Origin of the sequence: Streptomyces sp. NPDC001933, from assembly GCF_042890955.1 — a bacterium.
In the GTDB taxonomy this organism is placed as follows: Bacteria; Actinomycetota; Actinomycetes; order Streptomycetales; family Streptomycetaceae; genus Streptomyces.
Window position 1 is genome coordinate 1 of record NZ_JBIASS010000012.1, and the last position, 12,743, is coordinate 12,743.

The 12,743-nt window shown below is 72.0% G+C and carries 11 protein-coding genes; 2 read left to right on the forward strand and 9 right to left on the reverse strand.

Annotated elements, in window-relative coordinates; translation table 11 throughout:
* Positions 1 to 272: 272 nt before the first annotated feature.
* The 6 genes from cobT to ACFYY7_RS26810 all read right to left on the reverse strand — a co-directional run bounded on the left by cobT (position 273) and on the right by ACFYY7_RS26810 (position 8,896).
* On the reverse strand, positions 273 to 3,716 hold the full coding sequence (gene cobT / locus ACFYY7_RS26785; protein WP_388665245.1) for a nicotinate-nucleotide--dimethylbenzimidazole phosphoribosyltransferase: 3,444 nt from the start codon (positions 3,714 to 3,716) through the stop codon (positions 273 to 275).
* Positions 3,717 to 4,049: 333 nt separating this feature from the next.
* Positions 4,050 to 5,288: a precorrin-6y C5,15-methyltransferase (decarboxylating) subunit CbiE gene (cbiE, locus tag ACFYY7_RS26790; protein ID WP_388665247.1), complete on the reverse strand. Its 1,239-nt coding sequence runs from the start codon at positions 5,286 to 5,288 to the stop codon at positions 4,050 to 4,052.
* Between the two features lie 94 nt (positions 5,289 to 5,382).
* Positions 5,383 to 6,030: a GNAT family N-acetyltransferase gene (locus tag ACFYY7_RS26795; RefSeq protein ID WP_388665249.1), complete on the reverse strand. Its 648-nt coding sequence runs from the start codon at positions 6,028 to 6,030 to the stop codon at positions 5,383 to 5,385.
* A 138-nt stretch (positions 6,031 to 6,168) separates the two neighbouring features.
* Positions 6,169 to 7,035 (reverse strand): MetQ/NlpA family ABC transporter substrate-binding protein, encoded by an 867-nt coding sequence (locus ACFYY7_RS26800; RefSeq protein WP_388665251.1) that lies wholly within the window; start codon positions 7,033 to 7,035, stop codon positions 6,169 to 6,171.
* A gap of 131 nt (positions 7,036 to 7,166) precedes the next feature.
* Positions 7,167 to 7,838: a methionine ABC transporter permease gene (locus ACFYY7_RS26805; RefSeq protein ID WP_388665253.1), complete on the reverse strand. Its 672-nt coding sequence runs from the start codon at positions 7,836 to 7,838 to the stop codon at positions 7,167 to 7,169.
* Positions 7,835 to 8,896 (reverse strand): methionine ABC transporter ATP-binding protein, encoded by a 1,062-nt coding sequence (locus ACFYY7_RS26810; RefSeq protein WP_266735966.1) that lies wholly within the window; start codon positions 8,894 to 8,896, stop codon positions 7,835 to 7,837. The genes ACFYY7_RS26805 and ACFYY7_RS26810 overlap by 4 nt, the downstream gene beginning before the upstream one ends.
* Positions 8,897 to 9,489: 593 nt before the next feature.
* Here ACFYY7_RS26810 and ACFYY7_RS26815 point away from each other — a divergent pair.
* On the forward strand, positions 9,490 to 9,849 hold the full coding sequence (locus tag ACFYY7_RS26815; protein ID WP_351252416.1) for a hypothetical protein: 360 nt from the start codon (positions 9,490 to 9,492) through the stop codon (positions 9,847 to 9,849).
* A gap of 2 nt (positions 9,850 to 9,851) precedes the next feature.
* The gene (locus ACFYY7_RS26820) at positions 9,852 to 10,289 is read left to right on the forward strand and encodes a hypothetical protein (RefSeq protein WP_388665255.1); all 438 of its coding nucleotides are present in this window, start codon (positions 9,852 to 9,854) and stop codon (positions 10,287 to 10,289) included.
* 4 nt (positions 10,290 to 10,293) lie between these two features.
* Here the strand turns inward: ACFYY7_RS26820 and ACFYY7_RS26825 are convergent, their stop codons facing one another.
* The 3 genes from ACFYY7_RS26825 to ACFYY7_RS26835 all read right to left on the reverse strand — a co-directional run bounded on the left by ACFYY7_RS26825 (position 10,294) and on the right by ACFYY7_RS26835 (position 12,667).
* Complete coding sequence (locus ACFYY7_RS26825) at positions 10,294 to 10,797, reverse strand: GNAT family N-acetyltransferase (RefSeq protein ID WP_124718791.1); 504 nt, start codon at positions 10,795 to 10,797, stop codon at positions 10,294 to 10,296.
* 36 nt (positions 10,798 to 10,833) lie between these two features.
* Complete coding sequence (locus tag ACFYY7_RS26830; RefSeq protein ID WP_388665257.1) at positions 10,834 to 11,394, reverse strand: sigma-70 family RNA polymerase sigma factor; 561 nt, start codon at positions 11,392 to 11,394, stop codon at positions 10,834 to 10,836.
* A 94-nt stretch (positions 11,395 to 11,488) separates the two neighbouring features.
* Positions 11,489 to 12,667, reverse strand: coding sequence for a glycerophosphodiester phosphodiesterase (locus ACFYY7_RS26835; protein ID WP_388665259.1), 1,179 nt, complete (start codon positions 12,665 to 12,667; stop codon positions 11,489 to 11,491).
* Positions 12,668 to 12,743 lie beyond the last annotated feature (76 nt).

A 12,743-nucleotide genomic window follows, 5' to 3' on the forward strand; every position in this document is an offset into this window, starting at 1 on the left:
GAGTTCCCGGGTCGGTCCGGGAACTCGACGGCGGCGCCGGTGCGTTGCGCGGGTCAGCCGCGGGAGGAGCCGCCACTCTGGCTGACGGTCCCGGCAGCCAGAGTGGCGGGGGGGGGGGGGGGGGGGGGGGGGGGGGGGGGGGGGGGGGCGGGGGGGGGGCGGGGGCCGGGGCCGGGGCCCCCCCCCGCCCCCCCCCCCCCCCCCCCCCCCCCCCCCCCCCCCCCCCCCCCCCCCCCCCCCCCCCCCCCCCCCCCCCCCACCCCCGGGCCGGTCTACTTCTCCGTGACGCCCGCCGAGTCGAACGTCGCGACCTCGTGCATCGCCCTCGCCGCGCTCTGCACGATCGGCAGCGCCAGCAGCGCTCCGGTGCCCTCGCCGAGCCGGAGGTCGAGGTCGACCAGCGGGCGCAGGCCCAGCTTGTTGAGGGCGGCGACATGGCCGGGCTCGGCGCTGCGGTGGCCCGCGATGCAGGCGGCGAGGGCCTCGGGAGCGATCGCCCGCGCGACCAGGGCCGCGGCACCCGCACTGACGCCGTCCAGGATGACGGGCGTACGGAGCGAGGCGCCGCCCAGCAGGAAGCCCGCCATCGCGGCGTGCTCCAGGCCGCCGACCGCGGCCAGGACCCCGATCGGGTCTGCCGGGTCGGGCTGGTGCAGTTCGAGGGCGCGGCGGACGACGTCCACCTTGCGGGCGTGCATCTCGTCGTTGATGCCGGTACCACGGCCGGTCACCTCGGCCGGGTCCATGCCCGTGTACACGCAGATCAGCGCAGCCGACGCCGTCGTGTTGGCGATCCCCATCTCACCCGTGAGCAGGCCCTTGTTGCCTGCCGCGACCAGATCGCGGGCGGTCTCGATGCCGACCTCGATCGCCGCGAGCACCTCCTCGCGGGTGAGCGCGGGGCCGGTGGTGAAGTCGGCCGTTCCGGCGCGCACCTTGCGGGGCAGGAGGCCGGGCGTCGCGGGCAGCTCCATGGCCACGCCGACGTCGACCACGCACACCTCGGCGCCCACCTGGGCCGCGAACGCGTTGCAGACCGCGCCGCCGCCGAGGAAGTTGGCCACCATCTGGCCGGTGACCTCCTGCGGCCAGGCCGTGACGCCCTGGGCGTGCACACCGTGGTCGCCCGCGAAGATCGCGACGGCCGCGGGCTCGGGGATCGGCGGCGGGCACAGCCGGGAGAGCCCGGACAGCTGGGCCGAGATGATCTCCAGCATGCCGAGCGCGCCGGCCGGCTTGGTCATCCGCTTCTGGCGTTCCCACGCCTCGCCGAGCGCCTTGGCGTCCAGCGGGCGGATGTTGGAGATGGTCTCCTGCAGCAGGTCGTGCGGCTCCTCGCCGGGCAGGGCACGGCGGCCGTACGTCTCCTCGTGGACGACCCAGGACAGCGGGCGGCGCTTGGACCAGCCCGCCTGCATCAGCTCGGGCTCCTCGGGGAACTCGTCGACGTAACCGACGCACAGGTACGCCACGACTTCGAGGTGCTCCGGCAGCCCCAGGGCCCGGACCATCTCGCGCTCGTCGAAGAAGCTGACCCAGCCGACGCCGAGCCCCTCGGCGCGCGCGGCGAGCCACAGGTTCTCGACGGCGAGCGCGGAGGAGTACGGGGCCATCTGCGGCTGGGTGTGCCGGCCGAGGGTGTGGCGGCCCCCGCGGGTGGGATCGGCGGTGACGACGATGTTCACCGGGGTGTCGAGGATGGCCTCGATCTTCAGTTCCTTGAACTGCTTGGCCCGGCCCTTGGGCAGCGACTTGGCGTACGCGTCACGCTGACGCTGTGCCAGTTCGTGCATGGAGCGACGGGTCTCCGCCGAGCGGATGACGACGAAGTCCCAGGGCTGCGAGTGGCCGACGCTGGGCGCCGTGTGCGCGGCTTCGAGGACGCGGAGCAGCACCTCGTGCGGGATGGGGTCGCTGCGGAAGCCGTTGCGGATGTCACGGCGCTCACGCATGACGCGGAGCACCGCCTCGCGCTCGGCGTCGTCGTAGCCGGGGGCCGGCGGACCGGCGGGGACCTCGGCCTCGTCGGCCTCGGACGGCTCGGTGGCCTCGGGGGTCCCCTGGGCCTGAGGGGCCTCGGCTTCAGCGGCTTCCGGCTCAGGAGCAGTGCCAGCGGCAGCGGCCTGGACCTGGACCGCCCCGGCGGTCTCCTGGGCCGGGGCTTCGGTGGGCAGGGCCTCGGGCTGTACGGAATCCACCTGACCGGTCTCCGCGACGGCGGCGTCCGCCACGGACTCCACGGTGTCCGTGGCGGGCGTGATGTCCGGGGTCTCGATGACCTCCGGGCCCTGCTCGGGCTCCGGCTCGGACACCGTCAGGACCTCGGCCTCGGGGACGGGCGGGGGTACGACGACGGGGGCTTCGGCGATCGCCACGGGCTCGACCGGCTCGGCGTCCGCAGCGGGCGCGGAAGGCTCGACGGCCACCTCTGCCACGACGGGCTCCACCGGCGCCACGGGCTCCATGGCGATCGGCACGCGCTCGGCCTCGGGTTCGGCCTCGGCCCCTGCCACGGGCTCCGCCTCGGCGCTCGTCCCGGCCACGGGCGTCGGGGCCAGGTGCGGAGTCGTCGGCACCGAACCCTCCACGGGCACGAACTTGCCCATGGGGACGGCTTCCGCGATCTCCTGCGGCGCGATCGCCTCGGCGGGGATCCCGTCCGGGACCTCGGCGTGCGCCTCGGCGGGCATCTCGACCGCGGCGGGTACCGGTTCGGCGGCGGGAGCGGCCACGGCCTCCGGCGCCACGGCCGGGACGGCCTGAACCCGCTGCGGCGCGGGCGCCTGAACCGGCTCGGTGGCCTGGTCCGCAACGGGCTCGGCGACCGGCACCGGAACGACCTGCTCCGGAACGATCTGCTCCGGAAGGACCTCCGCCGGGGCGGCCTGCTCCGGAACGACCGATTCTGCTGCCACCTGCTGAGAGGCCTGGGCCCCCCACGGGCTGCCGCCCTGCGGCAGGATCTCGCCGAGCTGCGGACCCGGCAGTGCCGACGCGTCGTCACCCGGCAGTTCGAAGTACTCCGGGCCGGTGGTCGGCGGTCCGGCGTGCCGCGCCGGGGCCTGGGTACGGGCCTGCGCCTGGGGTGCGCCCGCGGGGCCTCGGTCGGCGAGCGAACGGACCACTCCGCCGGTCGGCGTCCCGCCGTAGGACGGCGTGCCGTCGGGCACGGCCGGGCCGCGGTGCAGCGGCCGGCGCACCGGTGTCTGGGGCTGGGCCTGGGCGGCCGGAGCGGGGGCGGGCGACGGGATACGGACGCCCGTCAGGTCGACCGAACCGGAGTCGCGGCCACCGGACTCGTGCGTCCCCTGGCCGTTCGCGGGCAGCGGCTCGGCCACCGCCTGCTGGGCGACGTACGCCTCGGCGGCCTGGGCCACAACGGGCTCCTGGACCTGGACGGGGCCCTGGGGCTGCGCCGGAGTCTCGCCGGGCGACTGGGCATAGGGCTGTGCCATCGGCTGGGCCTGGTAGGCACCCTGCGCGGGCAGCGGCGCCTGGGCGACGACGCCCTCGGGGTACTGGCCCGGGGCCGGTACGGCCTGCGGGTCGCTCCAGGCACCCTGCGGGCTCGGCATCAGAAGGATGTCGTCGTCCTCGGAGACATGCTCGGAGGGAGCGAGGTAGGTGTAGGCGTCCGGGGCGGCGACGCCCGGCTGCTCCACCGTGCCTGCGTTCTCCGGCAGTCCCTCGACCGGGATCTGGCCGGTGTCACTCATGCGTACCCCTCGCCCATCGTCAGTGCTCCTTCGGCCCTTCGCCCGGGACGCCCGAACACGGCACGCCGGCGCTCGTCAACAAGAACGAGCGGGCTCGCCGCGCGGCACGAATCGGTCGCGGACATACTGCATTCTCGCGGCCGTTCGCCGCCGCGGCAGCTCATTTCGCCACGGCCCGCTGTGGACTGCGCCACGTCGCGCATCCCCCGGTTCTGCCGTACCACAACGGGGGCCAAAACGGTCCCCCTTTCCGGACATTGACGAACGAAGCGACGAACGTCCGGGCGCGGTGCAACGATCGGCCAGCCTACCTCTCGCTGTACGCCGACCGGGTCACGGGGCGAGGTCGGAACGCAGCGCAGACAGGAGAAACACGACCGAGCGTTCGCGCTCCGACCAGGCTGCCGTGTCGAGTTCGACGGACTGGAGGAGCGAGCACCGGACGGTGTATCCGTTTCCGCCCAGGGCGGCGCCGAGCGCCTCGGCCTCGTCCCGCGTCGACGCGTGGGTCACGATGCGTTCCGGCCGCCGTTCGGTGACGGCGGTGACGACGGGGACTCCGCCGCCTCCGATCCGTACGACATCGGGTTCCGGCAGCCGTTCCAGCACATGGGGGGCCCGGCCCTCGACGACCTGGAGCTGCACGCCGAACGCCCGTGCCGCCGCCGAGGTCCGGGCGCAGGCGGCCGGGTCGCTGTCGACCGCCAGGACCGCCGCGCCGAAGCGGGCGGCCTCCACGGCCAGGGCCCCGCTGCCGGAACCGATGTCCCAGAGGAGGTCGCCGGTCCGGGGGCCGAGGTGGGCCAGCTGGGCGGCGCGCAGCCCCGGGGAATCGCCCTCACCGCTCGACGTGCCGCGCCCGCCGGCGTCCCCCGCGTACGCCTCGGTGGGCAGTGCCCAGCCGCGCACGTCATGGGGGTGGGCGGGGAGGCCGCCGTCGATCCAGGCTCCGGCGGCCCGCGGTTCGGGGCCGCCGCCGATGACGACGACCACATTGGGGTCGCGCCAGACGTGGTCGGCGGCCTTCTCGGAGGTGACGACGGTGACCTGTTCGCGGCTGGTGCCGAGTTCCTCGCAGATGACGAAGGTGCGGTGGACGCCTTCGAGGAGCAGGGCGAGTTCGGCGGGGCCGGCGCCGGGCGAGGTGAGGACGGCGACCTTGTGGTGGGCGCGGCAGACGTTCACGGCGCGGCGCAGGGTGCGGGGGTGGGCGACGACCGTCCGGGCGTCCTCCCACGGCATTCCCGCGCGGGCGAAGGCGGCGGCGACCGAGGAGACGGCCGGGACCACCTCGACCTCAAGGCCGTGTTCGGGTGCGCGGAGGTTGCGCACGACTCCGAAGAAGCCCGGGTCCCCGTCGGCGAGGACCACGGCGCTGCCCCGGTGGCCGGCGATCCGGCGGGCGGCCAGGTCGATGGAGCCCAGGCGGATGCGTTCGGCGTTCGCCGGGACTTCGGGAAGTGCGAGGTGGTGGGCGGCTCCGGCGACGAGCGTGGCGGCCGAGAGGGCGGCCGTGGCCGCTTTGGTCAGTGGCGAGCCGTCCCAGCCGATCACGGTGACCCGATCGGCCATCTGTCGTCAGTCTCCTGGAGTCGTCGCAGGTGGGGGTGGGCAGGGTGAGAGTACCCGGTCCGCACCGGCGTGGTGTCGGGGCCCCTTCGCGGGGTCAGTTCCAGTCGTTGTAGGCGCTGTAGCCGCCCGCGTCGGCGAGCTGTTCGGCGACGCCTTCGAGGTCCTCGGGCAGCAGGCCCCAGACGATCAGGTCGGTCCTGATGTCGGTCCAGCCTCCGTCCGTGCCGTTGTCGGTCCGGGTGCGGGCTATCCGGGCGTTGCGCAGGACGCCCTCGCTGATGCAGCCGAGCTTCTGGGCGACCTGCTGGGAGGCGGTGTTGTCGGCGGCGGTGCGCAGTTCGATGCGCTCGAAGCCCTGGTCGCGGAAGAGCCACTGGGCCAGTGCCAGTACGGATTCGGTGGCGTATCCCTCGCCGCGGGCCCAGGGGGCGGTGATGTAGGCGGCCTCGGTGGCGCGGGTGCGCCAGTCGGTGTTGCGGAGCCGGACCGAACCGACCAGCCGCTGGGTGAGGAATTCGGTGACGGCGAGGACGATGCCGTCACCGGTGGTGCGCTGGGCGGGTGCGATCCTGCGGATCCAGCGTTCGGCGTCGACCTGGGTGTAGGGGTGCGGGGCTTCGGTCCAGGCGACGACGAGTTCGTCGTTCATCATCTCGATGTACGCGGGGGCGTCCGCCATGTCGAAGGGGCGCAGCACCAACCGATCCGTGCTGATGGAGATGTCCGGAAAGGTGGAAGTCATGCGCAGCTCCATACGGAAGACCGTTAAAGGCACAGCATGCAGCATCGGGCCCGTGCCGCGCATGGGCGGGTCCGCACGGCGGAGCCCCGCACCCCCTTGGCGGGGTGCGGGGCTCTTCGGACAGATGCCGTGCGGGTGTCAGGACTTGGCGGCGGTGCCGAAGGCCGGGATGACGGAGCCCTGGTAGGTGTCCTCGATGAACTTCTCGACCTCGTCGGAGTGCAGGAGCTCGACGAGCTTCTGGACGCGGGGGTCCTTCTCGTTGCCCTTCTTCACGGCGATGATGTTGGCGTACGGGTTACCGTCGGCCTTTTCGAGCGCGAGGGCGTCCTTGGCGGGCTTCAGGTCGGCCTCGATCGCGTAGTTGCCGTTGATGACGGCGGCGTCGACGTCGTTCAGGGCGCGGGGCACAGTGGCGGCCTCCAGCTCCTTGAACTCCAGGCCCTTCTTGTCGGTGATGTCGCTCAGCTTGGCGCTGGTGCCGACGCCGTCCTTGAGGGTGATGAGGCCGTTCTCGGCGAGGAGCTGGAGGGCGCGGCCCTCGTTGGTGGTGTCGTTGGGGACGGCGACGGTCTGGCCGGCCTTGAGGTCCTTGAGGTCCTCGACCTTCTTGGAGTAGAGGCCGAGCGGCTCCAGGTGAACGGTGCCGACGGAGACCAGGTGGGTGTTCTTCTTCTTGTTGAAGTCGTCCAGGTACGGCTGGTGCTGGAAGAAGTTGGCGTCGACCTGGCCGGTCTCGGTGGCGGTGTTCGGCAGGACGTAGTCCGTGAACTCCTTCACCTCCAGCTTGAGGCCCGCCTTCTCGGCCAGGTTCTTCTTGACAAAGTCCAGGATGTCGGCGTGCGGCGTCGGGGACGCTGCGACGACGAGCGCCTTGGAGGTGTCGGCCTTGGCACCGGTCTCACTCTTGGCGCCCGGGTCGGACGAGGTGCCGCAGGCGGTGAGGCCGAGGGCGATGGCGGCGGTGGCGGCGGCAGCAGCGGTGATCTTGATGTTCTTACGCACGAAAAGTGCCTCTTTCCGGTGGTGATGGTGGTGCGCCCGGACAAGGAGTTCGGGCTTGTGAGCGGAGTGGAGGTCTCAGAGCCTGTCGGGTGGCCTTCGATCGCCCGATCAAAGGTCACCCCGACAGGCCCTCAGGTGGTGGCGCGGCCCCGGCGGGCCAGCAGGCGTACGGCCAGGTCGCCGATCAGCTGGATCACGGTCACGATGACGATCAGCACCGCGACGGTGATGAGCATGAACTGGTTGTCGAAGCGCTGGAATCCGTAGGTGACGGCCTTGGAGCCGAGCCCTTCGCCGCCGACCGCGCCGGCCATCGCGGAGTAGCCGATGAGCACGATGACGGTGGTGGTGACGCCGGAGATGAGCGAGGGCAGCGCCTGCGGCAGGAGGACCTTGCGGACGATCGTCGGGATGGATCCGCCCATCGACTGGACGGCCTCGACGAGCCCGTGGTCGACCTCGCGGACGGCGGTCTCGACGAGCCGGGCGAAGAACGGGATGGCGCCGACGGAGAGCGGCACGATCATCGCGGTCGGGCCGATGAAGGTGCCCACGACCCAGGTGGTGAAGGGGATCAGGGCGATCAGCAGGATGATGAACGGCAGCGAGCGGCCGATGTTCACGATCACGCCGATGACCTTGTTCACCGGGGTGTTCTGGAGCAGTCCGCCCTTGTCGGTGAGGACCAGCAGGACGCCGAGCGGCAGTCCCACCAGGACGGTGACGACCGTGGACCAGAGCACCATGTAGAGGGTGTCGATGGTCCCCTGGGTGAGCAGCGGCTGCATTTCGGACCAGGTCACTTCGCCACCTCCTTGGTGAGCGGGGCGGGGGTCTGTACCGGGATGACGGGGCCGTCGTGCTCCACGACCTCGGCCTGGAGGCCCTGCTCGCGCAGGAAGCCGATCGGGACGACGTTCTCCTCGAAGCGGCCGGGCAGCTCGATGCGCATCCGCCCGATCTGCTTGCCGCCGACGGTGTCCATCGCGGCGCCCAGGATCGAGATGTCGATGTTGTACGTACGGGAGAGCTGGGAGATCACCGGCCGGCCGGCGGCGTCGCCGTGGAAGGTGACGTCGACGACCGTGCAGTCGGGGCCGGAGGCCGTACCGCCGACGGGGAACAGCTCGTGTGCCAGTTCGGAGCCGGGGGTGGCGAGCAGTTCGCCGACGGTGCCGGACTCGACGATGCGTCCCTTCTGCATCAGCGCGGCGGAGTCGCAGATCGTCTTGACGACGTCCATCTCGTGCGTGATGAGCAGGACGGTCAGGCCGAGCTGCTGGTTGAGGTCGCGCAGCAGCTGGAGGATGGAGCGGGTGGTCTCGGGGTCGAGGGCCGAGGTGGCCTCGTCGGAGAGCAGGACCTTGGGGTCCCCGGCGAGGGCGCGGGCGATGCCGACGCGCTGCTTCTGGCCGCCGGAGAGCTGGCCGGGGTACGCCTTGGCCTTGTCGGCGAGGCCGACCAGGTCGAGGAGTTCGAGGGCCTTGCGGGAGCGGTCCCGGCCCGGGACGCCGAGGATCTCCAGCGGGAGTTCGACGTTGTCCCGGACGGTGCGGGAGGACAGCAGGTTGAAGTGCTGGAAGACCATGCCGATGCGGCTGCGTGCCTCGCGCAGTTCCTTGCCGGCCCGGTGGCCGCGTCCGGCGAGTGCGGTGAGGTCCTGGCCGGCCACGGTCACGGTGCCGGAGGTGGGGCGCTCCAGGAGGTTGACGCAGCGGATCAGGGAGGATTTGCCGGCGCCGCTCTGTCCGATGACGCCGTACACCTCGCCCTCGCGGACGTGCAGGTCGACGCCGTCCAGGGCGGTGACCTCGCGGCCGCGCGACTGGTAGACCTTCGTGAGGCCCGAAGTGGTGATCACAGGGGTTTCCGTCACTGTCGAGTGCGCGGCGCGATGTCCGCCGGGCACGGGGCATTCGTCTGATGAGACTGGTTGGACGTTTCGATCGGACGTTCCAAGCTGGGATCTCGGCACGGCTCAGGGCGGCGGCGGGTGGCCGGGCAGCGGTGCTGGGGCAGGCTCGTTCCGCTGGATGCGGACGGCTCGGGCTCGGTCTCGCTTCGGGGCGCGAGGATCGGGCGGGGGCCCTCAGAAGGTGCGCATTCGACACATACAACGAGCACCGGGCGTCGTGATCGCCTCGGTCGCAAGGATGCGGCTGCTCGTCGTGGTCATGGGCCAAGTAAAACAGACGTAACGTTCCGCCCGACCAGCCTGTCCGAATAGCGGACAGACGTGGATGGTGCGGTGAGACGGCCCGTCCGCTTGCCGTGATTCCCACTCGCCCGGCTGTGACCTGCGCCGATACGGCGGAGAGGCCACGCAGAGGCCGGCGACGACGGCAGCCGCGACCGGCCCGGAACGCTCATGGGCTGTGGCAAAGGCCACGGCCCCCGTTCCCGGGGCGCGGGGGCGCACGCAGGGGGCCGATTGGTCCGTAATACCCTCACCACATGCTTGACGCCCTGACGGTCGCGGTCGCCGTGACCGCGCTCGCCCTCACCGCCTGGTGCGGATTCGCCGCCTACCGGGACCAGCCGACCAAGGACTGGCACTTCATCGGGATGGCCGTGGTCTCGCTGCTGGCGCTGGCCCAGCTGGTGGTGGGCATCGTGCAGTTGTCCCGGGGCGAACGGCCCGAGCAGGGCATGACGATCTTCATCGCGTATCTGATCGGGGCCTTCCTCGCGGTTCCCGCGGCCGGTTTCCTCTCGCTGACCGAGCGGACCCGGTGGGGTTCGGTGACGGTGGCGGCGGGCGCGGTCGTGCTGGCCGTCCTCGAAGTACGGCTCTACGACATCTGGGGAAACTGACCGTGACCGACACCGATCGCACCCCCGCGGCGGCCACCGGCGAGAAGCAGCCCTTCGACCTCGGGACGGGTCCCGGCCGGGTACTGCTCTGGTTCTACGGGGTGTTCACCGTCGCGGCCGCCTCCCGCTCGATCGTCCAGATGATCCTGGACTTCGGCAAGGCACCGCTCGCCTACGTGCTGTCGGCCGTCGCCGCGCTGGTGTACGGGTTCATCACGTACTCGCTGGTGCGCGGGGGCGAGAAGGCGCGCAGGACGGCGCTGGTGTGCTGCGCCGCGGAGCTGCTGGGCGTGCTGGTCGTCGGGACCTGGACGATGGTGGAGCCCTCGGCGTTCGCGGACGCCACCGTCTGGTCCGACTTCGGCATGGGTTACCTGTTCATCCCGGTGATCCTGCCGATCACCGGGATGATGTGGCTGCGCCGGGCCAGGCAGGCGTAGACGCTCAAGCGCTGGCGACGTACGCGGGTTTCGTGGCGTCCTTCTCCAGAAGGATCATCAGGACGCCGTCCCGGCCGGTCTCGTTGCCCACGGGGGCGTATCCCGCACGGCGGTAGAGCCGCAGATTGCTCTCGCTGCGGTGGCCGGTGTGCAGCCGGAACAGGGTGGCCGACCGCTCGTCGGTGAGTCCCGCCTCCGCCGCCCGCAGCAGCCGGGCACCGAGACCGTGCCCCTGGAGCCGGGGGTGGACGCAGAGCCTGCCGATCTCCCCCGCCCCGTCCTCGCCGACGGCCCCCCGGACCGAGCCCACGACCTCGTCGCCCAGCCGCGCCACGAACACCAGGTTCGTGGCGATCTCGGCGTGCAACGAGTCGAGGGTCTGGACGAGCGGGTCGATCCGGTAGTTCCCGTACAGCTCCGCCTCGCTCTGGAAGCAGAGGTACTGGAGTTTCAAGATCTGTTCGGCGTCCTGCGCCGTCGCTGCTGAGATGATCACGCTCATGCCCATCCGCGCATGCCTCCGCCCACCTGATCCACCGGTTGTCTAACGCTCCTTTCCCCGCAGTTCAGGAGCAGCAACCTCCGCCGCGAGCATTCTGCGCAGACATCCAAGGCAACGGGAACGGATCGGACCCAAACTCCCCTGTGACATACCCAACTTCCCTGCGATTTCCCGGTAGGTGGGGTCGCTGGGCGCGAGCATCGCCGCCATCAGCCGCGCGCACCTGCCGGGCAGCCGGTCCACCGCCGCGCGCAGCGCCCGGCGTTCGTCGGCGCCGAGGGCGAGCCGTTCGGGGCAGCCGGCCGGGTCCGCGGCGGTCTCGTCGCGGTAGGGGCGTTCGTGCCGGGCGGTGCGGCGGGCCCTGCGGGCCTCCGCCCGTACCGCGTCCCGCACCCAGCGGGCCGGGTCCACCGGTGGCCCCTCCCCCGCGAGCAGCTCCAGCAGCCGCAGCCAGACGGCCTGTTCGAGGTCGGCCGGTTCGACCGCCGCACCCGTCACCGAGGCGGCCGCCTCCGCCCTGGCCTCGGCGCTCACCAGCGGGTACAGAGCACGGACGACGGCCGCGGGGGCGGGTCCTGCCGGAACAAGATCGAGAAGCGTCATGCCCCGGCCGACGCGCCCGCGGCGGCGGCCGGTTGCCGTACCCGGCGGGCACCACCCGACCGGGGCACGCCCCGGCCGGGTGCTGACGCGGTGGTCACCTCGCGTTGTGGTCCGCGGCGGCGAGCAGGGCGGTGTCCGGGTTGTCGGAGAAGATTCCGTCGATGCCCGTCGCGAAGTACGTCCGGAACGCGCCGAACGCGTCGCCGTAGGCCGTGGGGTCCGTGCCGCGCCGGAAGTCGGCGGGCAGGAAGCTGTTCTCGTTGCGCATGGTGTAGGGGTGCAGGACCAGGCCCTGCGCGTGCGCGTCCTTCACCAGGGTGGTCGGTGCGGTGAGCCGCCCCGAGGCGTCCTTGGGGATGACCAGGTCCAGGGTGGGGCCGATGCCCTGGGCGAAGGAGGCCATCCACTTCAGCCCCTCGGGCTTCACCAGGTCCGCGACGGTGCGCGGGTCGCCGGACGTCACGAAGTCCCAGGGGCGCTCGCCCGCGCCGGAGAGCAGTACGACGCGCGGGGTCGCGACGAGCCGGGCCAGCCGCTGGATGCTGCCGGGCTCGAAGGACTGGAGGATGAGCGGCGACTGCTGACGGTGCCGGCCGTAGCGGCGCAGCAGCTTGGCGAGCGGCTCCTCCAGACCGAGGCCGAGGCCCCGGAAGTAGGTGGGGTGCTTGGTCTCGACGTACAGCCAGACGGGCTTTCCGCGCCTGCGGCCCTCCCGGTCGGCCCAGCGGAGCACCTCCTCGAAGGTGGGGATCTCCCAGCGGCCGTCGTAGAGCGTGTTCTTCTGACGGGTGCCGGGGATGCGCTCCTTGGCCCGCAGCGTCTTGAGTTCGGCGAGGGTGAAGTCCTCGGTGAACCAGCCGGTGAGGGAGACGCCGTCGACCTTCTTGGTGGCCTTGCGGCTCGCGAACTCGGGGTGGTCGGCGACGTCGGTGGTGGCGGTGATGTCGTTCTCGTGGCGGCATACGAGATGGCCGTCGCGGGTCGGCACCAGGTCCTGCTCGACTATGTGCGCGCCCATGTCGAGGGCCAGCTGGTAGGAGCCGAGGGTGTGTTCGGGCCGGTAGCCGCTGGAGCCGCGGTGTCCGATGATGGTGGGCACCGGCAGGTCGAGGCGGAATCCGTGGCCGCCGTGCCGTTCGGAGAGATTCTCCGCGGTGCCGCCCGCGGCGTCGGCCGGGCCTCCGGCCAGCCCGAGGGCGGCGGTGCCCAGTACGGCGGCTCCCGCTCCCAGCATGGTTCTGCGGCCGGGACCGGTCTGCGCGCGCTCAGTCATGAATGCTCCTCGCGTGTGATGTCCGGCACCTGTCGGACGGGGCCCGAGCGTAAGCAGCAGTACCGTCGTGGAGGCA

Excerpts from the sequence above, each read along its gene's own strand:
- cobT (WP_388665245.1), bottom strand. The coding sequence starts at position 3,716 with ATGAGTGACACCGGCCAGATCCCGGTCGAGGGACTGCCGGAGAACGCA.
- cbiE (WP_388665247.1), bottom strand. The coding sequence starts at position 5,288 with ATGGCCGATCGGGTCACCGTGATCGGCTGGGACGGCTCGCCACTGACC.
- ACFYY7_RS26795 (WP_388665249.1), bottom strand. The coding sequence starts at position 6,030 with ATGACTTCCACCTTTCCGGACATCTCCATCAGCACGGATCGGTTGGTG.
- ACFYY7_RS26815 (WP_351252416.1), top strand. The coding sequence starts at position 9,490 with ATGCTTGACGCCCTGACGGTCGCGGTCGCCGTGACCGCGCTCGCCCTC.
- ACFYY7_RS26825 (WP_124718791.1), bottom strand. The coding sequence starts at position 10,797 with ATGGGCATGAGCGTGATCATCTCAGCAGCGACGGCGCAGGACGCCGAA.
- ACFYY7_RS26830 (WP_388665257.1), bottom strand. The coding sequence starts at position 11,394 with ATGACGCTTCTCGATCTTGTTCCGGCAGGACCCGCCCCCGCGGCCGTC.
- ACFYY7_RS26835 (WP_388665259.1), bottom strand. The coding sequence starts at position 12,667 with ATGACTGAGCGCGCGCAGACCGGTCCCGGCCGCAGAACCATGCTGGGA.